The sequence below is a fragment of the Citrobacter sp. wls714 genome, assembly GCF_005281025.1.
Lineage (GTDB): Bacteria > Pseudomonadota > Gammaproteobacteria > Enterobacterales > Enterobacteriaceae > Citrobacter > Citrobacter werkmanii.
This window is the reverse complement of the sequence record NZ_SZWZ01000105.1, coordinates 72,496-96,030: the sequence shown is the minus strand read 5'-3', so window position 1 is coordinate 96,030 and position 23,535 is coordinate 72,496. Positions and strand designations below refer to the sequence as shown.

Sequence of the window (23,535 nt, the reverse complement as noted above, 5' to 3'; positions counted from 1 at the left end):
TGGCGGCGTGAGCGCCTTATCCGGCCTACGAAAGACATGATGTTAAATTTCCAGTGCCAGCCTCGTGCCTTGCGCGATAGCGCGGCGGGCATCCAGTTCCATCGCCACATCGCAGCCGCCGATTAGATGAACCGTTTTACCTGCCGCGTGAAGCGGTTCGACCAGCTCACGGCGTGGCTCTTGCCCGGCGCAAACCACCACGTTATCCACGTTAAAGATCACTGGTTCGCCGTTCAACACAACGTGTAACCCATCATCATCAATTTTCTGGTAACTGACCGCCGGGATCATTTTCACGCCGCGTGAGAGCAGGGTGGCGCGATGGATCCAGCCCGTCGTTTTACCTAAACCTTGCCCCGGTTTGCTGACCTTGCGCTGCAACATCACTATCTGACGCGGACTGCGGGATAAGTGCGGACCTTCAGGGCGTAAGCCGCCAGGCTGTTGCAGGCTGGTGTCGATCCCCCATTCCACACAGAACTCAGCAATGTTCTGGCTGGTGGGATCGCCTGGCTGGCTCAGATACATGGCGGTATCAAAGCCGATCCCGCCGCAGCCAATGATGGCAACGCGTTTGCCCACCGGCGCTTTATCGCGCAGGACGTCGAGATAGCTCAGCACTTTAGGGTGATCGATCCCCGCGATCGGTGGCATCCGTGGTTCGATCCCACTGGCGAGGATCGCCTCGTCAAAAGTTTCCAGATCGCGCGCGGTGACAATGTGGTTCAGTCTTAGCGTCACGCCCGTCACGTCGATCATCCGACGGTAGTAGCGTAGGGTTTCATAGAATTCTTCTTTGCCGGGGATCTGTTTGGCGATATTAAACTGTCCGCCAATCTCGCTATGGGCGTCAAACAGCGTCACGTGATGCCCGCGCGCGGCGGCATTAATGGCGAAGGCGAGGCCAGCAGGACCCGCGCCGACAACCGCCAGATTTTTCGGCACAGTTACCGCAACGATCGGCATTTTGGTTTCGTGGCAGGCGCGTGGATTCACCAGACAAGAGGTGACTTTGCCGACGAAGATCTGATCCAGGCAGGCCTGGTTGCAACCGATACAGGTATTGATTTCATCCGCTCGTCCGCTTTGCGCTTTTGACAGCAGTTCGGCGTCGGCGAGGAACGGACGGGCCATCGACACCATATCGGCATCGCCGCGGGCCAGAATGTCATCGGCGACTTTAGGATCGTTAATGCGGTTGGTGGTGACCAGGGGGATCGTCACATGACCTTTCAGCTTGCGCGTCACCCAGCTAAATGCACCCCGCGGCACCGGGGTGGCGATGGTGGGGATACGCGCCTCGTGCCAGCCAATACCGGTGTTGATAATGGTTGCGCCTGCGGCTTCTACAGCCTGCGCCAACTGGACTGTTTCCTCGAAGGTGCCGCCGTTTTCTACCAGATCGAGCATCGACAGGCGGAAGATAATAATAAAGTCATTGCCGGCACGCTGACGTACTGCCCGTACCACCTCGACGGCAAAACGCATGCGGTTGGCATACTCACCGCCCCATTCGTCGTCGCGCTGATTGGTGCGCAGGGTCAGGAATTCGTTGATGAGATACCCTTCCGAGCCCATCACTTCCACGCCATCGTAGCCCGCTTCTCGCGCCAGCTGCGCGCAGTGGGCAAAATCCTCAATCAGCTGCAGCACTTCATCGTGCGTCAGTTCATGCGGCGTAAAACGGTTGATGGGGGCCTGAATGGCAGAAGGCGCCACCAGATGCGGCTGATAGCTGTAACGCCCGGTATGCAGGATTTGCAGAGCGATTTTGCCGCCTTCGTCATGCACGGCATCGGTAATCACGTGATGATGCGCGAGCTGGCTGGTATCGTTCAGCACCGCGCCGCCTTCCATACCCACGCCGGATAACGCTGGCGCAATGCCTCCGGTCACAATCAGAGCCACGCCGTGACGGGCGCGTTCGGCATAGAACGCGGCCAACCGTTCTGCCCCGTCGGGATATTCCTCCAGCCCGGTATGCATTGAACCCATCAGCACGCGGTTTTTAAGCGTGGTGAAGCCTAAATCGAGCGGGGCGAACAGTGACGGATAGCTCATAAACGTGTCCAGTATGTAAAATTATTGTTATGTGGTCGGATGAGTTAATAATTTAGCCGTCGCAGCGTAAAAGGGAAAAGGGGAATGCCGTGATTGTGATGGGATTCAAAAAAGGAGTGGAGCCAGAGAACGAATTTGCCGGATGTCGGTGCAAGCGCCTTATCCGGCCTGTGAAAATGTGTCCTTGGTAGGCCGGATAAGCGAAGCGCTATCCGGCGATATGTCACAGCTTACTGTTTTTTAAGAAAATCGTTGTACAACATATAGAGATGCGCCGCGCTCCAGGAGAAATTCGGCGCGCCCTGTTGTGCGCCGGTCAGCGGGTTATAGTTTTCCTGAATCGGACCGTCAGCGGTGAGGCCTTTGGCGTGGCTGAAGAAGGTATCCGCCAGTTTTAACGCTTCATTGCGATAGCCGTAACGCTCCATCCCTTTTAGCCCGAACCAGAACTGATCCACCCAGACGCGTCCGCGCCAGTATATGTCTGGGCCAAAGGCCGGATTGGTCAGCGCTGCCGTGCCAAGCGGCACAAAGGTGTTGAACTCATTAGGATCGAGCATCACCTTAACCACCGCATCCGCGTGGGGCTGCGTTGCTGCGCCGTTAAACAGCGGCGACCAGCCTTCCGGCCCTTTACCACGCTCGACGATCGGTTTACCCGCGCAGCCGTTCGCCAGCGGTTGGTCCTCAATACGCACGTCATAATAGAATTTTGTTGCCGGGTCGAACATGCAGGTATTGATGTAATCAGCCAGCTCCTTCGCTAACGACTGATAGTGTTTCGCGTCTTGTGTTTTACCGAGGATGGTCGCCATCTCTGCCAGATAATGGTTATCACTGTACATATAGCTGGTCTGATCGACAGACTCCTGAAGCAAAGAGTAGCCGACCAGGTTTCCGTTTTTATCGCGGTTTTCAGCAAAATTGACCGTCCAGTCGCTACGTTTTCCGCCATTGGCTACATACTTATCCAGCTGATCTTTATCAATAAAACCAAAGACTGCCGCATCGTCGCGTCCCGACTCCCATCCAGCCGCTTCCTGCGCCGGAATGCTCAGGCTGTCGTACTGAGTGCTTTTAACCACTTCTGCATATTTTTTCAATCCAGAGAGTGTCTCTTCCTTGTCGCCTTTCTTCACCGTAAACAGCATTTCACCGCTGTCGGTGTTGTGAGCTTTATCGCGCGTTGCGCCATATTCCGGTACGCCGTTGCCGTTGTGATCGCGGTTACGCAACCACCAGTCGTGGTAGGCCACCAGCTTCGGATACATCTCCTCCAGCCAGGCCTTGTCTTTGGTAACGTTGTAGACTTCCATCACCGACCACGCCGCCAGGCTCGGCTTGGTGTTACGCTCGTTCCAGTTACCGCCGTCGCCGCCGCGTTCCGGGATCTTATTCCAGGTCACCAGGTCGAGGATCATACCGGCATCCTGCGGCCGTATGGGATCGTTGGGCTGTATTTGCCAGTCAAACAGGGCGCGAATGCTATCTTTCGCAATTTGCGGGTTGAAATGCACCATGGCAAAGGCGATTTTCCAGCTGTCCCAGGCATAGGTCTGGTTGCCAGAGAACCAACGTGCCGTGACGGAAGGTGTAACGGTATTGTGTTTTACTGCCCCTTCCGGGACGCGCCAGTTACCGGTTAAGGTTTCAATCGCTTTTACCGCGACGCGGGTTTGCTCGTCTGTGGCATCCGGATTGTTTAACCCTTTGTTGAGGTACTCTTCCCAGCGCTGTTGTGAAGCGAGCATGTAAGAAGTCGGGCGCGCCAGAATATCGCGGATTTGCGCCTGTTCTTTACTGACTTCCAGTGAAGTCAGCAGATGTGAATAGGTGGTATAAAACGTGGTTGAACCTTTGATATGCGCCTTGCTGGTGAAGCGATGACCGCTGACCTTCGTCTTCATCGGCAGCGATTTATGCACCTGATATTCTGACTCGCCAGAGGTAAGCAGATCCCAAGTCGAACGCACTTTGCCGAAGGTGACTTTCAGACCATCGCGAGTGGCGACGATTTTGCGTTGATAATCCGGATACTCTTCATCGACGGTTTTGGTCGATGTCGGCTTCCCGTCTTTTGCCTCCACTTTTTCCAGCAGCTCGCCATCCCACACCAGATCCAGTGGGGTATCACTGGTTATCCTGGTTTCAAGCAGCGAAGTGTGTGAATCCGCAAAACGCAGGGTCATGTTAACTTCGATGCCGGGGGCCGTCAGTTTTTGTACCAGCGCGCCCGGAATGCTGTACGCCTGCATCGCGAAGGCCACTTTTTTACCGCTCTGGTACACCGTCAGGCGATCAAAGTTAGTCGCCATAAAATTGATGTACTCCTCTGTAAGCAGAGCGACGCCGGGGAAGCCCCCCATGGTATTTGGGCCGTCTGGCAGCAGGTGCCCATGCCATGAACCCAGATCGAAGAATGGATTAAAGCGCTGATGGCTGTCGTTATTGGTATCACGCATATATTCAGGTGCGCCGTGGCGATCGATAACATCTTTAAAATCGGTGGCGGTTGCTGCATGCGCTGACATGCTAAATAATAATGCGCAGGCTAGCGGGGTTAACGAATATAATTTTTTCATAATAATGAAGCTCCTTTTCACATTTAGCGAAATAAACAGAGAAATTAATGACCCCAGTAGTAATACTGCATCAGGAATATTTTGTTATCTGAATCGTCAGTACTGTTACCCAGGTTGAATCGGCTATCAAAAGCCGTGGCGAATTTACCGCCGCCATATTCGTACCAGATGCCAAATTGCGCATAGGATGTGGTTGTGTCGGGATCGTTATCCAGGTTGTGTTGCGCGTAGCTGTAGGCCGTAGAGAGATAAAAACCTTTAAACGCCTCATACATGGCACTGACCATCGCGCCGGTTTCCGTTCCCGGATTACCCAGCCCTTCACCACGTCCGGTATGGTGCCAGACACGTGCGCCGAAGTTCGGCGTCAGAAAACCGGTGACAAAAAGTTGGCCGGTGCCATCGGTAATTTCTGTCCCGCCCATCCAGGTGACATCTTTCATAAAGTCATACTGGATATAGCCGTTTGCCATTGCAGGGTAGATATATTTATCGGAGTAGCGATCGTATTTACCAAAATGCAGCCATGCTTTATCTTCATCGGTATGACCAGCCGGTGTCGCGATGATGCTATAACGGAAATCACCGCTAAGGTTTTGTACTTTGACGGCCGTGGCAATATCGCGAGTATTGGGAAGTTCATAACCAAACTCTGGCGTGAAGTCTGCCCAATATTGCAGATCGTCCAGAGAAGAGTCGTTATGCAGGCTCAGAATAATTTCGGTTTTATCATCGGTTCGATAACCACCCCAAAAGCGGTTAATCCCCCCTTCAAAACCACCCCAGCCATGATCGGGCACCCAGGCATTGCCATCGTGGTCTGCCTGTACTGTCCAGCCCTCACCGTATATAAGCCCAAACCAGTGCCCGTATTGCCCCTCCACGCCGCCTTCAATATAAGTACCGTCTTCGTATTTTCCTTTATAATCACCCTCCAGTGCCGTATAACCACCCACCCCCATTTCGCCATAAAAACGAAATGAAGGTGTAGTGTTTGTTATTTCTGGTGTTTTAGTATCGTCGTGTGTTGCTGGAATATTTTCCTCCGCCATCGCCAAAGGAAGGTAGCAACAAAAGGCCAGGGCGAGTAATGCCCTGTAAGTGTTTTTATTAAGTGTCATCTTTCTATTCCATCAGAAGATAATTATTTTATTTTTTCACTGTAAATCTCTTAGTCAACAAGCAACCCTCCTGTTACTTGCGTAACGGGAGGGTAGGACTTCAGATAACGGCGTTACAGATTAAAACGGTGTCTTAAACTTTATTAAAGAGTGAGTTATCGTTAGGGTTTTTAATCCTCCAGCGGTTATACATAATGCTGCAATAATAGAACACGGCAATAATACTGACGGGGCCAAGAATAAGCTGGATTAATGACCCCATAAAATTAGCGCTCCAGTCCTCTGGCCCAGGGATTAATGCAGCTACTGTAGACGCGGCGAAAATAATCACGATTGGTGCCACGGATAATAACGCCCAGAAACGCCCTTTACCGAGGAAGTAAAAATCACGTGCGTAATCCTGATGAGTGGACTGCATACGTAGCTTTATATAACCTGCTACCATAAACAGCACGGGAATCGTTGCTGCACCCCCGTCCAGGTTTTTCACTGCCACCAGAATGGTGTTCATTTCCGAGTTAAACTGGCCCAGCATAAACAAAATAATGATGATTGTGACGACAACGCCTTGCATTTTCAGGGCGTTGACTGGCGTGCCTTCACTGTTTACCTCTGAGAGTTTATGGCCAAAAATGCCTTTTGGCGCATCAACAAACAGCATTTTGACCGGCGCGGCAGTCCATAACATCAGGGAACCACACAGTGTGGTGATCATCAGGAATAATGCGATAACATTGGTCCACCAGTCAGGAAAACCTAGCTGCTGGAAGGCGACGTAAATAGCGGATAACAGGCCGAGATTGGAAGCCTGTTCAGCAGGTAAAATGAAATTCATCAGGATTGATGAAATTACAATAATACCGGAGAAGATAAAGACGTTAAGAATTAGCCCGGTTCTGAAGTTACGATCACCACCACGGATATTTCGCTTATAAGCGGCCAGTGCTTCCAGCCCGCCCAACGACTGGAGAGCCCAGGACATGGAGGCTACTTTGGACCACGACAGGTCAATGTGCTGTAAGTATTCAGGCGCAATCGGCGTACCGTTAAAAGTCACCGTGCCGGAAGATAACTTCCAGGTTGCGGCAATGATGAACAGCATGGTTAAAGCAAACCCAGCGTAACCAGAGAATGAAAGTGCCCGCGATAGCCATTTGGGGCCTTTCATTGATACCCATGTCGCCAGCCAGAACAGCGCAATCGAAATAATACTGATCACCGGTTTAAACCAGGTCTGGTTGGTTAATTGGGTAACAAAGGCTACGTCGCTGGTACAGGTGTAAATAAAATAGGTAATGATATTAGGCAGCAGATCGACAAAATAAAAAATATTGACATAAAAGTAAAAGAAACCGGCGATAAACCCCAATTTTCTGCCTAGAATCAGGTTCAACCATGTCTGATACCCACTTTCAGATTCACGCAGCTTTTTAATCGATGAAAGCTCAATGATCATGAATGTATAGGGAATTGCATAAAATAATGAGGCAAAGGCATATAATAACCAGGAGTTATATCCCCAGTCGGTGTATTGACTCACAACGCCTTTAAGAACAAACCCTCCTCCTGCAATGGAGAAAAACAAGAATGTTATTAGAGACATCTGATATCTTGCATCGGATTTTTCAGACATACCATATCCCTTTATTCGTGTATTAAAATAGTTTTATTTGAAAAAATTTCGAATGTCCGTAAAAGGACATTCGAAAAGGGTGTTAATAAAATGGTCTTACACATCAGGACGCACGATGCGTAAATAAAACGCATAGTGATAAGGTTGTACCGGTAGTTGGTAATCTTTGGGAGGTAAAGAACCCCATGAGTTTTGCCCACCCGTCCCCATTTGCGCCAGATCGATGTTCCACGTGGTTATGTCTGCTGGTTGCACATCAACGCCATGTTTATGCGATAACGGCGTTAATCCCGATGCGCTACTGCCATCATTATCAGCGACAAAATCGAGCTCGCTTGCGGCGAAAGGCCAGGCGCTGGTGTTAAGTAACTGCCCGTCGGCAATCGCTTCGAGGCCGAACCCGTCATGATTGACGATGCGCACCCAACGAACATCCGTTTTATTACCGCTTTCCTGCGGTCTGGGGTAGGCGTGGAATTGCTCCCAGGTTGTTCCACCATAGATACCCGCTTTGGCTCCCTTTCTGTCGGCATAAGTTTCTACCGGACCACGGCCAAACCACTGGATATACTTAAACTCACAGGGCAGGGTCAGCTGTGAACCCATGCGTAGCAGAAGGGGGAGTTCGCGGGCTGCTGGAATAAAGTCAATGCTGATGTGCATTTCCCCCGTCGCGTGTATGGTCCAGGTCAGGGTATATCTGCAGTCGACTGTCGGGAGGGTGAATTCGGTAGTGACGACCGCGGTGTGGCTGGATGGCTGCTCGATTATGAGGCTGGATAATTCGCGCAGTTTGCCTGCGTCTTGCCAGATCGCGGATTTATCGAAGAGTTTGGCACCCAGATCGTTATCCGTCAGCCCCCGCCAGAAATTGGGTTCAATACCGGTAAGAATCAGCGCTTTCCCCTCGGCTGACAAGTGAGCCATTCGACCCGTGCTGCGCTCGAACGCGAGAGTGAAAAGGTTACTGCTGATATCAATGGATGTCGGCGTCTCTTGCACAGATAAGGTGAGGGTGTTTGCCTCTGGGCTGAGATGAAAAACTGCCGGCGGCGTTAGGCTGAATTGCTCCCAGGCAATTTCATATCCGCTGCCAATTAGCGGAACTTCATCTTTGGTAACCGCGCTGAGTGTGACGAGGTATTCTTTGTTTTCCTGACGCGAGAGATTTTCCACTGGGACGTGAAGAGTCTGACGTTGCGCGGGCTTCACGTTAAAGCAGCCCAGGCTACCGTGGGCGATTTGGTGTCCGTTTTCAGTGATGCTGTACTGAATGTCGCAATGAGATAAGGCAATAAAATCATAGCGATTTTCTATCTCAAATACGCCAGATTGTGGATCCGTTGCGTGAAAACGAATGGGCTGATACACCTTTTTCACTTCCGCCATATGTGGATGTGGCGTGCGATCGGCCGCAATCAGCCCATCATTCATAAAGTTGCCGTCGCTGGGTTTATCCGGGTGATAGTCCTTGCCGTATCCCCAATATTTTTGACCGCGTTCGTTGGTCAATTCCAGCGCATGGTCCATCCACTCCCAGATAAAACCGCCCTGCAGATTGTCGTGCGCGTCGATAATGTTCCAGTAATCACGCAGGATGCCCACAGAGTTTCCCATAGCATGCGCGTACTCAATCATAATCATCGGACGATCGCTGCCCTTGCAGGCAAACTGCTCTAATCGCTCAAGCGTGGGATACATTGGGCAAACAATGTCGCTGTAATACGCTTCGCCAGCGGGTTCATACTGTACCGGTCGGCTGTTGTCTTTCTCTTTTATCCACCGATAGAGCGTTTCAAAAACACATCCGGTTCCGGCTTCATTGCCCATCGACCAGACGATAACGCAGGGGTGATTTTTGTCGCGCTCAACCATCGCCTGGACGCGATCCAGGTGAGCAGGGATCCAGGATTCGGTATCGCCGATTTGCGTTTCAGGTTTTAATGCCAGCGGATGTGATTCAATATTGGCTTCATCAACAATATAGATGCCATATTCATCGCATAGCTGATACCAGCGAGAATGGCAGGGGAAATGGCTGGTGCGGACCGCATTGATATTGTGCTCTTTCATCAATCGAATATCAGTCAGCATATTTTCTTCGGTCGGAACATGACCGAGGGTAGGGTGCAGCTCGTGGCGGTTAACCCCTTTGATCTTAATTGCTTTACCGTTGACGGTGAGCTGGCTGTTGATGATTTGTACTTTGCGAAAACCTATTTTATGGCTGGTCGCCTCGATCACTTCACCCTGCGGGTTAGTCAGGGTAATTAATAATGTATATAGGTTCGGGGTTTCTGCACTCCAAAGACGAGGAGCCTGAACCTTATCAGCGAAACTAAACTGCTGCTCTGTTCCGTTACGGATGAATGATTGATCTTTATCGATTAATACAGAGAAATCATGGGAATCATCCAGCAATTTTGCATTTAGTAAGAGTTCGACAGGTTGGTGGTCATAATGCTTCAGATTGACGCTAACGCTGAATATACCCTGCGTATATTCTTCATTTAATTCTGGTTTACAATAAATATCATAGATGCGTGTTTTATCAGTGGAATAAATGAATACCTCACGTTCGAGGCCAGACATATCCAGCATGTCTTGTTTTTCCACGTAGCTGGCGTTGGCCCAACGGTAAATTTCCAGCGCGATGGTGTTTTCGCCCGCTTTAATGTAAGGGGTGATATTAAATTCAGCAGGGTTTTTAGCATTCTGGGTATAACCTACGCGCTGACCGTTTATCCAGACAAATGAGGCCGTTCTGGCACCAGCTAGCTGTAGGAAGACTTCACGACCGGTCCAACTGTTGTCCAGGTTAAAAGTACGGCGATACGAACCGACCGGGTTATAGTCGCGCGGGATTTCCGGCCACTGGGTGGTGAAAGGGAAACGTTCGTCAATATATATTGCCTTATCAAAGCCTTGTGCTTCCCAGTTGCCCGGAACCTGAATGGTATCCCATGCGGAAACATCATAGTTTTCTTGATAAAACGTTTTGGGTCTTGAGCGCGGATTGCTTGCGCAATGGAATTTCCAGACCCCATTCAAAGACAGATAATTACTGGCTTCTGTAGGAATGTTTTTTATTGCCTGCCAGGTGCTGGTAAACGGAAATAGATAAGGCCGCGGTGGCTCCTTGTTGATTCCATTAATTCGATGATCTTCCAGAACCGCAGGGACATGATCGCGTTCGGCATATAAAGCAGCAATATGCTGTTTGTCAGAGACAACGACACTCATAATATATCTCCAGATCTTAAAGAATTTAATATATTATTTGTGGTGTGTATTTCTTAATTTAATACATCACCGACGAAAATATTTAACGATTTTTCATTGTGACGGCAGATGAAAATAAGCGATAACTTACTGCCGAAAAGTGATACGAAAATAAGGGTTACACCAGTTGTACTAACGCGTTGGCCATGACTTTAATAACCAATTTTTTTACCATGGCATGTGTAATGAATCGATACGCTTCATTATTGTCACAAATAATAATTTGCCCTTCCTGCACCTGTACGGTTTGTCCTAAACCTCTCAGGTATTCACGGTCAGTTTCCTCTCGGTAGCAATCGACCTGCTGGAGCTGCGCTTTCGCCGCATATTCGATTTTCTGGGTTCCGTGTAAAAAGCAATGCACCTCAACGTAACGACGATGGCCGGTAAAAAGCGCATCCGTTGTACTATCAAATCGTACGTCGTAGTTCAGGACATCTCCCCGTGAATAGACAATGCCTGGCGTGATGTCTCTGGCGCTATCCAACAAATCGGCACAACTTTGCCACCGATGTTGTGTATGCGCATGTTGTTGGAACAGTTCGAAGCTATCGAGAATTCTCATTTTTCTTCCTTATGCACAGAACCTTGATCAACAATCCAGGTGACATCGCAGTATGGTAATCATTTTAGTAAAAGTTTTACTAAATAAAATAGACGAAGTTGATTTACTTTAACTTGATCACGAAATGGAGATATTTGGCAGGTAACGACAGAAGAGGCTTACCCGACGATGGCGTCGGGTAAATGAGGCTTAACGGGTAGTGCCACGTAGTTTTAGCTGGCTCGGAACATAGACCTGAAGCGGTAAAACCCGGCCATCGCGAACTTTTTCGATAAGCAGATTTACCCCCTGGATGCCCATCATCTCTGAGTGGATGCGCACGGTTGAAAGCGGAGGAAAGGTAAAGCGTGCGGTAGGAATATCGTTGATGCTGATAAGGGAAATCTGTTCCGGAATGCTGACCCTCTTTTCATGAATCGCGCGTAACACACCGATGGCTATAGAGTCTGAAGCTACGAACAGCGCAGACGGGTAATCTTTTTTGGCCAGCATTTCTTTCGCCAGTTCATAGCCAGAAGCGCTGGAAAAGCTGCCACGATAAATATCCGATTCGGATACCACCCCTTTCAGCCTGCCGTATTCCGCAAAGGCAACCTCGCGAATATCGGCTTCACCAGGCACATCTTCGCCGCCGATAAAACCAATTCGCGTTGCACCTTGCTGAATGAAAAAGTCGATAATTTCCTGACTAATCTGCGTCAGATTAGTATCAACAAAGTCATATTTACCGCCAGGCGGCTGAAAATCGATAAAGCAGATATTGTCCGTCAGGGAAGTAGCGGTATGGCATATCACCTCACTGGCCTTCCCGACTACCAGCACGCCGGTGAGTTTTTTGATGGCGGGGACACTATGATGCTCGTAGCAATTGGTTAGCTCAATACCAAGCTTCTCACACTGGGTTTCGATTCCGTGGCGTATCGACAGATAGTACGGATCGTTGATCTCCAGCTTCTGTTGATAGCTATAGAGCGCAAGGATGTGATGCTGGTTGACGATGTTAACCTGCGTTCTATGGGATGAGCTGCTCTTGTATTCCAGCTTTTCCGCAATTTCCAGAATACGATGCCGGGTTTCCTCTTTCACATTCAGAGTGGGGTCATCATTCAAAACCCTGGATACGGTTGCCAGAGAAACGCCAGCTTCCGTTGCTATATCTTTAAGTGTTGCCATATGTGCCTTTCATACCACCCTTCGACGCATGGGGTATTTATTGTAAAGGAAGCGATATGAGATGCATCTGTTTTTAGTAAATTCATCGCCCTTTGTGTTTCATAAATACCGTGCTATTTTTTAGTAAAATTTTACCAGAAAGGAGGTCGGATGGATAACGTTGCGTTTGCTGATTTCGCCCGAATGGAAATACGAGTTGGAAAAATCGCACAGGTTAAGCGCCATGACAATGCCGATAAGCTGTATATCGTACAGGTAGATGTGGGAGAGCGTACGCTGCAAACCGTCACCAGTCTGGTGCCTTATTACAGCGAAGAGGAACTGATGGGCAAAACGGTGGTGGTGCTGTGTAATCTGCAAAAGGCCAAAATGCGCGGTGAGACATCAGAGTGCATGCTGCTGTGTGCGGAAACCGACGACGGTAGTGAAAGCGTGCTTTTAACGCCAGAACGGATGATGCCAGCCGGCGTACGCATTGTGTGAGTTGTGTGATTCTGCCGGATGGCGGCTACGCCTGAGCCTACAAAGGACACACTTTCGTAGGCCAGATACTCGCAGCGCCATCCGACAGGTATTACATCTGCTCCACGCTCACCCGTAATGCTGCCAGGGCTTTGCGTGTTGATCGCAACACCAGATCGCATTGCTCGATCGTTAACGTTAGCGGCGGTTCGATGCGGATCGTCTTGGCATTGTTCAGCGTCCCGGCGACCAGCACCCGCTGGCGGAACATCTCACTGGCAAAGTTATAGCCGATTTCATTATCGACAAACTCAATCGCCATCAACATGCCTTTGCCGCGTACATCGTGTACCAGATCCGGGTATTCCCGCGCAAGCTGGCGGAAACCATCCAGCAACATATCGCCTTTCTGCTCTGCCTGAGCCGGTAAATTTTGCTCCAGCAGGACGTTAATGGTGGCCAGCGCCGCCGCACAAGCGAGCGGGTTGCCGCCAAACGTAGTGGTATGCAGGAAAGGATTATCGAACAGGACGGAGAACACCTCTTCGGTGGCAATGGTTGCGCCAATCGGCATCACGCCGCCGCCCAACGCTTTTGCCAGACACATAATATCCGGCTGCACGTTTTCGTGCTCGCAGGCGAACATTTTGCCGGTACGACCCATGCCGGTCTGCACTTCGTCAAGGATCATCAGCGCGCCAAACTCATCACAGAGCTTACGAACGGCGGTCAAATACCCTTGCGGCGGCAGGATCACGCCCCCTTCGCCCTGAATAGGCTCAAGGATCACGGCGGCGACGTCGTCACCGGTCTTTTTACACTCGCTGAGCATGGTACGCATCGCGTTAATATCGCCAAATGGCACATGGCGGAATCCCGGCAGCAGCGGCATAAAGGGTTTACGGAAGGTGGATTTCGCCGTGGCGGATAGCGCGCCGAGGGATTTACCATGGAATGCGCCGCTGGTGGCAATAAATGTAAATTTACCGCGCGGCGATTGATACGCTTTCGCCAGCTTCAGGGCGGCTTCAACCGACTCGGTCCCGCTGTTACAGAAAAAACTGTATTTCAGTTTACCGGGCGCCAGTGCGGCGAGGGTTTTTGCCAGCATGGCCCGCAACGGGTCAAGTAACTCCTGGCTGTGCAGAGGTTGTTTCGCGAGTTGGTTCTGTACGGCGGAAACCACGACTGGATTACGGTGCCCCACGTTGAAAATGCCAAAACCGCCCAGGCAATCAACAAACTCCTGTCCCTGGGTGTCGACAAGCGTATTAAGGCTTCCCGCTTGCCACTCTACGGCTCCGTAATCCCCGCCTGCAGTTACAGATTTTCGATACTCTAAGAACCCCGGATTGACATGCTCCTTAAAGTACTCAATCACCTCGCGGTTTAATGATTTCATTTCCTCATGATCAAGCGTGCGCTTTTCGATGAGATTCAGTGCGTGTGCGCTGCAGGCCAGGGCCGATGCGCTGGAAGGTAACCTGTTCAAAATATGCTCCCGGAGCTGGCGTATCACATGATACTGATTTAAGTATTGCAGGGATTGCGCCATTCCGGCGCGCTTAGCAAAAATCGGGATAAACACCAGGAAATATCTCATTTGTGCAACATTTAATGCCGGTATTTAACATTTGCTGGCATTTTGCCCAGATTTGGCACCTGAAAACAGATCGAATAAACGCGTATTTGCGCTAAAAATGGGCAATGTTTGCACTGTCACGGTGCGGGAGAAGACGTGCAATTGAATAGTTACCTAATGAAAGTATTTTAAATCAACGAATTAGAATGCGTACAGATTTTGAGGTTTAATCGCAAATTGCGATCTAAATCAAATTTAACAACTAAAGATAAAAACATTATCGCCGAAATAACATAAGCCGAAAGAGTTAACAACCAGATAACCTGCACAGGACGCAACCATGTCTGCTCATCCCTACGTTAGTCAGCAAAATACACCGCTGGATGATGATATCACCCTCATGTCCACCACCGACTTACAAAGCTATATCACTCATGCTAACGATACCTTTGTCCAGGTCAGCGGCTATCAACTGAATGAATTGCTCGATAAGCCGCACAACCTGGTTCGTCATCCGGACATGCCAAAAGCGGCATTCGCGGATATGTGGTACACCCTCAAACAGGGTGAGCCGTGGAGCGGCATTGTGAAAAACCGGCGTAAGAATGGCGATCACTACTGGGTGAGGGCCAACGCGGTGCCGATGGTGCGGGAAGGGCGAGTGACCGGGTATATGTCGATTCGCACCCGGGCAACTGACGAAGAGATTGCGGCAGTAGAGCCTTTATATAAGGCGCTGAATGAAGGACGTTGCAATCGACGTATTCATAAAGGTTTGGTGGTACGCAAAGGCTGGCTGGGTAAACTCCCGGCACTGCCGATTCGCTGGCGGGTACGCAGCGTGATGGCATTAATGTTTGTCGTACTGGCGACCGCATTGCAGCAAATGGGCGCCGAATGGCCGTTACTGTTGATGAGTGCGTTGGTAATGCTGCTGGGGACGGCTATTTTCGAATGGCAAATTGTGCGTCCCATCGAGAATGTCGCGCGTCAGGCGTTGAAAGTGGCGACCGGTGAGCGCAACAGCGTGTCGCATCTTAACCGCAGCGATGAACTGGGCTTGATGCTGCGAGCGGTGGGGCAACTGGGGTTAATGTGCCGTTGGCTCATCCATGATGTCTCCAGCCAGGTGAGTTGTGTGCGCAGCGACAGCGAAACGCTGGCGAAAGGCAGTGATGATTTAAACAAGCATACGCAGCAGACCGTAGAGAATGTGCAGGAAACGGTGGCCACCATGAATCAGATGGCGGCGTCGGTGAAACAAAATTCTGAGACCGCCGCCGCAGCCGATAAACTCTCGATTGCTGCCAGCAGCGCGGCAACGCACGGCGGCGAGGCGATGGATACCGTCATCAAAACCATGGATGATATTGCCAACAGCACTCAGCGGATCGGCACCATTACCACGCTGATTAACGATATTGCTTTCCAGACCAATATTCTGGCTTTGAACGCCGCCGTTGAAGCCGCGAGGGCGGGCGAGCAGGGCAAAGGCTTCGCCGTAGTGGCGGGAGAAGTGCGTCATCTTGCCAGTCGTAGCGCCAGTGCAGCCAATGATATTCGCAAGCTGATTGATGCCAGCGCCGATAAGGTGCAGTCCGGCTCCGATCAGGTGCACGCCTCGGGGCGCATGATGGACGATATTGTGGCGCAGGTGCAAAACGTCACTCAGTTGATCGCCCAAATCAGCCACTCAACGCTGGAACAGTCCGATGGTCTTTCCAGCCTGACTCGTGCGGTGAATGAACTGAGCAGCATTACGCAGAAAAATGCCGAACTGGTTGAAGAGAGCGCCAAGATTTCCGCGATGGTGAAACATCGCGCGGGTCGTCTGGAAGATGCGGTCACGGTGCTGCATTAATCTTAACCACAGCAGGCGCAACGCCGGACACGGGTTCCGCCTGCTGCGCAGATTAATCTAACTGAGTAATGTCCAGCGCGGCGCGATCGATAATACCAATGATTTTTTTGATCTGCGCCTCGCTGGTATCACCATGATTGACGCGTAGGTCCAGCACAGCTTTGAAGTTCTCCAGCGCGCGTTTCATCTGTGGATTTTTACGTAATTCAAAACCCACACAGCGGGCTTTAATACGTTCGTGGATATGTTCCAGATGTTCGCGGTTCTCATCCAGCCACTGCAGACCTTGAGTCGTGATGGCAATTTGCTTACGCCCGCCTTCCTCGTCGCTGATGGCGATCAGGGCCTGATCCTGCAACAGATCCAGCGTCGGATAGATAACGCCCGGGCTCGGGGTGTAGTTACCCTGGGTCAGGGTTTCAATCGCTTTAATCAGTTCATAGCCGTGGCTGGCGTCGCGGGTCAGGATATCCAGAATCACCAGGCGTAATTCGCCGTGACCGAAGAAGCGCTGGCGACGACCACCACCTCCGCCGCGACCATGGCGGCGTCCGCAACCCTGTTCGTGGTGATGTTCCTGGTGACAGCCTGCGTGGCGATGCTCTTCACTTTTGCAGCAGCCTGCATGGTGCTCACTGTGGCGGCTTTCGTGGTGATGTCCTTCACCCTTGCAGCAGCCTTCGTGTTGGTGCTCTGTATGTTTACAGCAACCTTCATGATGGTTTTGCATCATCGTCTCCTGATGTTGTTTAGATATATCTAATTTATATCTAAAGTTTATCGGCTTGCAAGGCTATAAAATAATTTTTTGTTTAATTTGATGATTATTAATGGTTTTCATGGATTGCTGATAGCTGTTTAATCACAAGCTGACTATATCAAAAAAGTGCTTGCAATCTTTTTGATTAGCAATCATTATCATTTAAAAATAAATTTAGATATATCGTATTATCTTCACGAAGGCGAAAAAATGACAAAAAACACCTCACGCTACCCACAGCGCGTTCGCAATGAACTGCGCTTCCGTGAACTTACCGTCCTGCGCGTAGAACGTATTAGCGCGGGTTTTCAGCGCATCGTACTGGGCGGTGACGCGCTGGACGGTTTTAGCTCGCACGGTTTTGATGACCATACCAAGGTCTTTTTCCCGGAGCCGGGCAGCCATTTTGTGCCGCCTGTTGTCACCGATGAAGGCATTGTCTGGGCTGACGGCGTACGTCCGCTCTCCCGTGACTACACGCCGTTGTATGACGAAGCGCGCCATGAGCTGGCGCTGGATTTTTATATTCATGACGGTGGCGTGGCGAGCACATGGGCGATGAATGCTCGTGAGGGTGACAAGCTGACGATCGGTGGACCGCGCGGTTCTTTGGTGGTGCCAGAGGATTATGCGTATCAGGTTTACGTGTGTGATGAATCAGGAATGCCCGCGCTGCGCCGACGGCTGGAGTCGCTCAGCCGTTTAGCGGTACGCCCGAACGTAACGGCGCTGGTAAACGTGCAGGATGCGGCGTATCAGGACTATTTTGCCCATCTCGACGAGTTTACTATTCAGTGGTTTATCGGCCATGACGAACAGGTGGTGAACGAACATTTATCGCGGCTGAACGTGCCCGCAGACGATTATTTCATCTGGATTACCGGCGAAGGCAAGGCGGTAAAAAACCTCAGCGTTCGCTTTGAAACCGAGGCGTTCGATCAGCAACTGGTGCGCGCAACGGCTTACTGGCATCAACGCCGTTAATCAGTAATTCGATGGCGGCACGCCAAACGCCTGGCGAAATGCATAGCTAAATGCCGCGGTGCTGGAATACCCCACATCCAGCGCCACGGCAGTTACGCTTTTATTTTTTTTCAGCATTAATACCGATTCCAGAATACGCATTTTTTGCTTCCAGACGCTGAAGGGCAATCCGGTTTCTTTTTTGAAATGGCGTGAAAAGGTACGGGCTGACATGCCCAGATGCTGTGCCCAGTATTCAACCGAATGCTCCAGGGCCGGGGATTCCTGAATTGTCCGGCACACTTTGGTTAATTCGCGATCGTGTGGCCAGGGTAATACAAAAGCGACTTCCGGGAGCTGCAGAATAATATCGACCAGAACACTAACCAGCTTACCCTCTTTTGACTGGCTATCATAATGGCCCGAAATTAAATTGGTGGCGTAATGAATAAACTCTCTGGCGAAATCACTGATCGCCACCACTTTACATTCATTGATGCTCTCTTCAAGAAAACCCGGCTTAATATCCAGATTCTCTAAATACACATCATCCAGTGCCCAGACCGCATGCTCGGTATTATTGGGGATCCAGATGCCATAATGCGCTGGAATTATCCAGCATTTGCCGGCGACATCAATTCGCATGCTGCCTTTACGGGCGAAATGAAACTGCATAAAAGAGTGCGAATGCAGCGGAACATGATGGTTGGCTTCCAGGACATAAGAACGGAAGTACACGTCCTGCGGCAGCTCCGTAATGGAGTTATCGGGAAATGAATTCCACTGTTTTTGCGCGAGAGTCTCCATAAATAAATCGTCAATGCTCCCGGTGATGTGTCCGCTATTCGATAGATCTTGTCCGCAGATCATAATACATGCATTCAGTTTTCCATAATAATCTTGCGTAACGATTTTTAGCCCACTTTGGTAAATACCATGAACACGCTTTGTTCAGATGCTGTCATCGTCAATGAAACAAATGATAACTGGACCCGAATGGGGAAAGAGCTGCTTTCGCAAGCGGATATCCAGATTAATGGCTCTCGTGCCTGGGATATTCAGCTTCATCATGCCGGTTTCTTTAAGCGGGTACTGCAACAAGGCTCGTTAGGGCTGGGTGAAAGCTATATGGAAGGCTGGTGGGACTGCGAGCGGCTCGATATTCTGTTCTGCAAAATTCTCAAAGCAAAACTCGACCAGCAAATGCCGGGCAACCTGAAAGATATTTTACGCATTGCCAGCGCCCGCCTGTTTAATTTGCAGTCGCGGAGCCGCGCGTGGATTGTCGGTAAAGAGCATTATGATATTGGGAACGATCTTTTTGCGCTGATGCTGGATCCGCACATGCAATATTCCTGTGGTTACTGGAAAGACGCCACCACATTAGACGAAGCGCAAAATGCCAAATTGAAAATGATTTGTGAGAAGCTACAACTCAAACCGGGTATGCGTTTACTCGATATCGGTTGTGGCTGGGGCGGACTGGCGGAATATGCAGCGCGTCATTATGGCGTGGCGGTCGAAGGCGTCACTATCTCTAAAGAGCAGCAGAAAATGGCGCAACAGCGCTGTGAAGGGCTGGACGTTAACATTCTGCTGCAGGATTATCGTGACCTCGATAAACACTATGATCGCATTGTTTCCGTGGGGATGTTCGAACACGTCGGGCCGAAAAACTACGACACCTATTTCAGCATCGCCGACCGTTGTTTAAAACCGGACGGGCTGTTCCTGCTGCATACCATTGGCAGCAACAAAAAGGGGATGAGCGTCGATCCGTGGATCAATAAATACATTTTCCCGAACGGTTGTTTACCGGCGATTTCGCATATTGCCGAGGCCAGCGAATCGCGCTTTGTTATGGAAGACTGGCATAACTTTGGCAGCGATTACGATAAAACGCTGATGGCCTGGCATGAGCGTTTTAATCAGGCATGGCCGGAGCTGTCTTCACGTTACTCCGCCACCTTCAGAAGAATGTTTAATTACTATTTATGCGCCTGCGCTGGGGCTTTCCGCGCCAGAGATATTGAGCTTTGGCAGGTACTGTTTAGTCGCGGCGTAGAGGGCGGCATCCGCGTTTACCGTTAACGTTCTGCCTGATGCGCGAAGCGCATCAGGCATTTATCACTTAACCCAATTCACTCTCTGCCAGCGCTTTAAATACCATTGCGACGGCATGCGCGCCGGGGTCCATATTACCCAACAAGCTTTCGCTGCTCAGATACGATGCGCGACCTGCATTGGCTTTGCTCGACAGGCAGGTTCGTTCGGCTCCGGCTTGCGCGGCGTCAAAAGCGGCATGCAGGTTGTGCGGCTGCGCCAGCAGTGAGGTCAGTGCGGGTTGCAGGGCATCTATCATGGTGCGATCGCCTTCGTCTGCGCCGCCGTAGAACTTCATCTGCGCCAGACCTGTATTCAGCGCTTCGGCAACGTTAGCTCCCTGCTCCAGTTTCTGCCCGGCGGCAGTAAAGAAAATAGACATCAGCACGCCGCTGGAACCGCCCATCACCACGGTCAGACGTTCGCCAATCAACGCGAACAGCGTGGCAAGGTCATCCAGCGGAAGCTGCTGACGCTGCAGCAGACTGGCAATTTCACGCGCGCCGGCGGCAAAGGTTGAACCCGTATCGCCATCGCCGACTTTGGCATCCAGCGCGTTGAGATGTGCTTCCAGATCGGAAAGCGTTCCGGTGATAAGCTCCACAATCCCGGCGACCAGCGCGTTGGCAGAGGGCTGGAATTCCACGCGCGCGCTGCGCTGGGATGATGGTGCGTAGCTGATTTCACGCGGTGGGACGGGAGTCGGCCAGTTGCTGGTTTCCACTTCGGTCAGCAGCGCTTTTTCGATGCTCTCTTCGAGCACGATGGCCGTCAGTGAGAATCCTTTCATATCCAACGCGGTGACCAGCGAAGCCGGACCAATCAGCCAGTCGATACGCGGGTACAGCGGACTGCTTGCCAGTTCGCGGGTGATAATAGCCATTTCCGCAACGGACACGCCGCCAAGATTGTTAATCATCACCGCCACTCTGCCGGTTTCAGGCAGGGCCGTCAGCAGTTTATCCACCATCAGATTCACCACCTGCGCACTGTTTTGCGTATCGATAACCGAGGCTCCCGGTTCGCCGTGAATCCCCATGCCCAGCTCTGAATGACCCGGATGATGGCGCGGCGCGGCGTCGGTTTCTTGCGGCAGATGGCAGCTGGAAAGCGCAACACCCAGGCTGAAGGTGTTGTTGGCTGCGTACTGCGCTTCACGCAGGACGGTGGCGAGGTTGTAGCCGCGTTCAGCGAAATAGCCGGCGATTTTATGCACCAGGATGGTTCCCGCAATGCCACGCGGATGTTTGTTATCCGGCAGGGAGATATCGTCACCGACTATCAGCATTTCAACGTTGTAGCCCAGGCGTCGCGCTTTCTCGGCGGCGAGACCGAAATTAAGACGGTCACCAGTGTAGTTCTTCACGATCAACAGACAGCCAGCCTCACCGGTCACTGCCTGAATAGCGGTCAGTACCGCATCCACGCTCGGGGAGGCGAACACGTCGCCGCAGACCGCCGCGGTCAGCATTCCTTTGCCGATAAACCCAACGTGCGCGGGTTCGTGTCCTGAACCGCCGCCGGAGATCACCGCCACGTTATTTTTGTTAAGGTCGCGGCGAACCACGATGCGAATGGCCGGATCGCTCTCCAGACGCGCCAGGTTATTCCACGGGCTGGTGATAATTGTACCGTCGATCACGTCGCTAACGAGATGGGGGCGTTGATTAAAAAAGAATTGAGACATAACGGCTCCTCGAGGTTGAGTGTAAGACAAACCCCCGAATGCATGTTCATGGTGCGGAGGCGATAGAGAGATTCTGGCGAAGTCAGCCTGGAAAAAAACAACGCGAAAATGAGTTTCATTACGAAACGTGATTGCTGTTTTTTGTTCCGAAATGAAACTTAATTAGGCGAGAAATCATCACAATGCGAACCAGCTCGACTTTTTTCTCCTGCGATCAGAGCAGGCCACACGGCGCAGTCAGTCTTTTTTGCGGGGTTTTACGCAGGATGGCGCGTAATTGGGGAAATTTATCATCGTGTTTGTCGGTGATTTCGCGGTAAAGGAACGGATCGAGATCGCAAACCTCATTATTTTTGTGGTTAAGTGTTCCAATATGAAACGCATGTCATTTTTATCTGTTCCATATCAGAACAAAATGACGAAAGATTTTTTTGTGCACGCCTCGCCATACAGTTATTACATCGCTCCGGTACGTCCGCTTTCGCCGTCAACATCAGGCTAAACGGGTTAACGCCAGGGCTCACCATGTAAAAACATGTACTTATTTGAGGATGAAAGGAATGCTAAAAGTTATTCAATCTCCAGCCAAATATCTCCAGGGTCCTGACGCTTCTACCTTATTTGGTCAATACGCTAAAAATCTGGCTGACAGCTTTTTCGTGATTGCGGACGACTTCGTGATGAAGCTGGCGGGAGAAAAGGTACTCAATGGTCTGCATAGCCATGACATTAGCTGCCACGCGGAACGCTTCAACGGTGAATGCAGCCATGTTGAAATTAATCGCCTGATTGCCATTCTGAAAAAACACGGTTGCCGTGGTGTGGTTGGGATTGGCGGTGGGAAAACGTTAGATACCGCCAAAGCGATTGGTTATTACCAGAAGCTGCCGGTAGTAGTGATCCCAACTATCGCATCTACCGATGCGCCAACCAGCGCGCTGTCCGTTATCTATACCGAAGCGGGTGAGTTTGAAGAGTATCTGATCTACCCGAAAAACCCGGATATGGTGGTGATGGATACCGCAATTATTGCCAAAGCGCCGGTACGTCTGCTGGTGGCCGGGATGGGCGATGCGCTCTCGACCTGGTTTGAAGCGAAAGCCTGTTATGACGCTCGGGCGACCAGCATGGCGGGCGGGCAGTCCACCGTGGCGGCGCTGAGCCTGGCGCGCCTGTGCTATGATACCCTGCTGGCGGAAGGCGAAAAGGCACGCTTAGCCGCCCAGGCTGGTGTGGTGACCGATGCGCTGGAACGTATTGTCGAAGCCAACACCTACCTCAGCGGTATCGGTTTTGAAAGCAGCGGACTTGCGGGGGCACATGCCATCCATAACGGCTTTACGATTCTGGAAGAGTGCCACCATCTGTACCACGGTGAAAAAGTCGCCTTTGGTACGCTGGCGCAGCTGGTGCTGCAGAACAGCCCGATGGAAGAGATCGAAACCGTGCTGAATTTCTGTCAGAAAGTGGGCCTGCCGGTAACGTTAGCGGAAATGGGCGTAAAAGATGACATTGATGGCAAGATCATGGCCGTGGCTAAAGCCACCTGCGCAGAAGGTGAAACCATTCACAATATGCCGTTCCCGGTGACGCCTGAAAGCGTACATGCCGCTATTTTGACGGCAGACCTGCTGGGACAGCAGTGGCTGGCGCGTTAATCGGGCATAGGTAAATTTACCCAGCATCTTCTCCCCCTCTGA

General features: G+C 51.0%; 16 protein-coding genes. 5 read left to right on the top strand and 11 right to left on the bottom strand.

Going from position 1 to position 23,535, the window contains the following annotated elements:
• Positions 1 to 42: 42 nt before the first annotated feature.
• From FDX11_RS23545 to ebgR, 7 genes are all read right to left on the bottom strand, one after another.
• On the bottom strand, positions 43 to 2,061 hold the full coding sequence (locus FDX11_RS23545) for an NADPH-dependent 2,4-dienoyl-CoA reductase (RefSeq protein ID WP_137398621.1): 2,019 nt from the start codon (positions 2,059 to 2,061) through the stop codon (positions 43 to 45).
• A gap of 230 nt (positions 2,062 to 2,291) precedes the next feature.
• Complete coding sequence (ygjK, locus tag FDX11_RS23540) at positions 2,292 to 4,643, bottom strand: alpha-glucosidase (RefSeq protein ID WP_137398620.1); 2,352 nt, start codon at positions 4,641 to 4,643, stop codon at positions 2,292 to 2,294.
• 44 nt (positions 4,644 to 4,687) lie between these two features.
• Positions 4,688 to 5,764: a protein YgjJ gene (gene ygjJ / locus FDX11_RS23535; protein ID WP_137349714.1), complete on the bottom strand. Its 1,077-nt coding sequence runs from the start codon at positions 5,762 to 5,764 to the stop codon at positions 4,688 to 4,690.
• 133 nt (positions 5,765 to 5,897) lie between these two features.
• Positions 5,898 to 7,367, bottom strand: a complete 1,470-nt coding sequence (locus tag FDX11_RS23530) for an APC family permease (RefSeq protein WP_256372645.1) — start codon at positions 7,365 to 7,367, stop codon at positions 5,898 to 5,900.
• 126 nt (positions 7,368 to 7,493) lie between these two features.
• On the bottom strand, positions 7,494 to 10,640 hold the full coding sequence (locus FDX11_RS23525; RefSeq protein WP_137398618.1) for a glycoside hydrolase family 2 TIM barrel-domain containing protein: 3,147 nt from the start codon (positions 10,638 to 10,640) through the stop codon (positions 7,494 to 7,496).
• A gap of 157 nt (positions 10,641 to 10,797) precedes the next feature.
• Positions 10,798 to 11,244: a beta-galactosidase subunit beta gene (locus FDX11_RS23520; protein WP_079225964.1), complete on the bottom strand. Its 447-nt coding sequence runs from the start codon at positions 11,242 to 11,244 to the stop codon at positions 10,798 to 10,800.
• Positions 11,245 to 11,433: 189 nt separating this feature from the next.
• Positions 11,434 to 12,417, bottom strand: a complete 984-nt coding sequence (ebgR, locus tag FDX11_RS23515; protein WP_137398617.1) for a transcriptional regulator EbgR — start codon at positions 12,415 to 12,417, stop codon at positions 11,434 to 11,436.
• A gap of 150 nt (positions 12,418 to 12,567) precedes the next feature.
• On the opposite strand from ebgR, the gene FDX11_RS23510 reads away from it, so the two are divergent.
• Positions 12,568 to 12,900, top strand: a complete 333-nt coding sequence (locus FDX11_RS23510) for a tRNA-binding protein (protein WP_137398616.1) — start codon at positions 12,568 to 12,570, stop codon at positions 12,898 to 12,900.
• Between the two features lie 91 nt (positions 12,901 to 12,991).
• Here FDX11_RS23510 and ygjG read toward each other — a convergent pair whose 3' ends face one another.
• The gene (gene ygjG, locus FDX11_RS23505; RefSeq protein WP_167371260.1) at positions 12,992 to 14,371 is read right to left on the bottom strand and encodes a putrescine aminotransferase; all 1,380 of its coding nucleotides are present in this window, start codon (positions 14,369 to 14,371) and stop codon (positions 12,992 to 12,994) included.
• Between the two features lie 430 nt (positions 14,372 to 14,801).
• Here ygjG and FDX11_RS23500 point away from each other — a divergent pair, with 430 nt between their 5' ends.
• Positions 14,802 to 16,322, top strand: a complete 1,521-nt coding sequence (locus tag FDX11_RS23500; RefSeq protein ID WP_137398615.1) for a PAS domain-containing methyl-accepting chemotaxis protein — start codon at positions 14,802 to 14,804, stop codon at positions 16,320 to 16,322.
• 52 nt (positions 16,323 to 16,374) lie between these two features.
• Here the strand turns inward: FDX11_RS23500 and FDX11_RS23495 are convergent, their stop codons facing one another.
• Positions 16,375 to 17,055 carry a PadR family transcriptional regulator gene (locus tag FDX11_RS23495; protein ID WP_162267385.1) on the bottom strand — a complete coding sequence of 227 codons (681 nt, stop codon included), beginning with the start codon at positions 17,053 to 17,055 and terminating at the stop codon, positions 16,375 to 16,377.
• A gap of 237 nt (positions 17,056 to 17,292) precedes the next feature.
• Between FDX11_RS23495 and FDX11_RS23490 the strand changes: the two genes are divergently transcribed.
• The gene (locus tag FDX11_RS23490; protein WP_079225967.1) at positions 17,293 to 18,066 is read left to right on the top strand and encodes a siderophore-interacting protein; all 774 of its coding nucleotides are present in this window, start codon (positions 17,293 to 17,295) and stop codon (positions 18,064 to 18,066) included.
• Here FDX11_RS23490 and FDX11_RS23485 read toward each other — a convergent pair whose 3' ends face one another.
• Positions 18,067 to 18,915 carry an AraC family transcriptional regulator gene (locus FDX11_RS23485; protein ID WP_137365245.1) on the bottom strand — a complete coding sequence of 283 codons (849 nt, stop codon included), beginning with the start codon at positions 18,913 to 18,915 and terminating at the stop codon, positions 18,067 to 18,069. It lies immediately after the preceding gene.
• A 66-nt stretch (positions 18,916 to 18,981) separates the two neighbouring features.
• Between FDX11_RS23485 and cfa the strand changes: the two genes are divergently transcribed.
• Positions 18,982 to 20,136, top strand: coding sequence for a cyclopropane fatty acyl phospholipid synthase (gene cfa / locus FDX11_RS23480; protein ID WP_079225968.1), 1,155 nt, complete (start codon positions 18,982 to 18,984; stop codon positions 20,134 to 20,136).
• 40 nt (positions 20,137 to 20,176) lie between these two features.
• Here the strand turns inward: cfa and FDX11_RS23475 are convergent, their stop codons facing one another.
• Positions 20,177 to 21,835 (bottom strand): glycerone kinase, encoded by a 1,659-nt coding sequence (locus tag FDX11_RS23475; protein WP_137398614.1) that lies wholly within the window; start codon positions 21,833 to 21,835, stop codon positions 20,177 to 20,179.
• 560 nt (positions 21,836 to 22,395) lie between these two features.
• Here FDX11_RS23475 and FDX11_RS23465 point away from each other — a divergent pair.
• Positions 22,396 to 23,493, top strand: a complete 1,098-nt coding sequence (locus tag FDX11_RS23465) for a glycerol dehydrogenase (protein ID WP_007372185.1) — start codon at positions 22,396 to 22,398, stop codon at positions 23,491 to 23,493.
• Positions 23,494 to 23,535 lie beyond the last annotated feature (42 nt).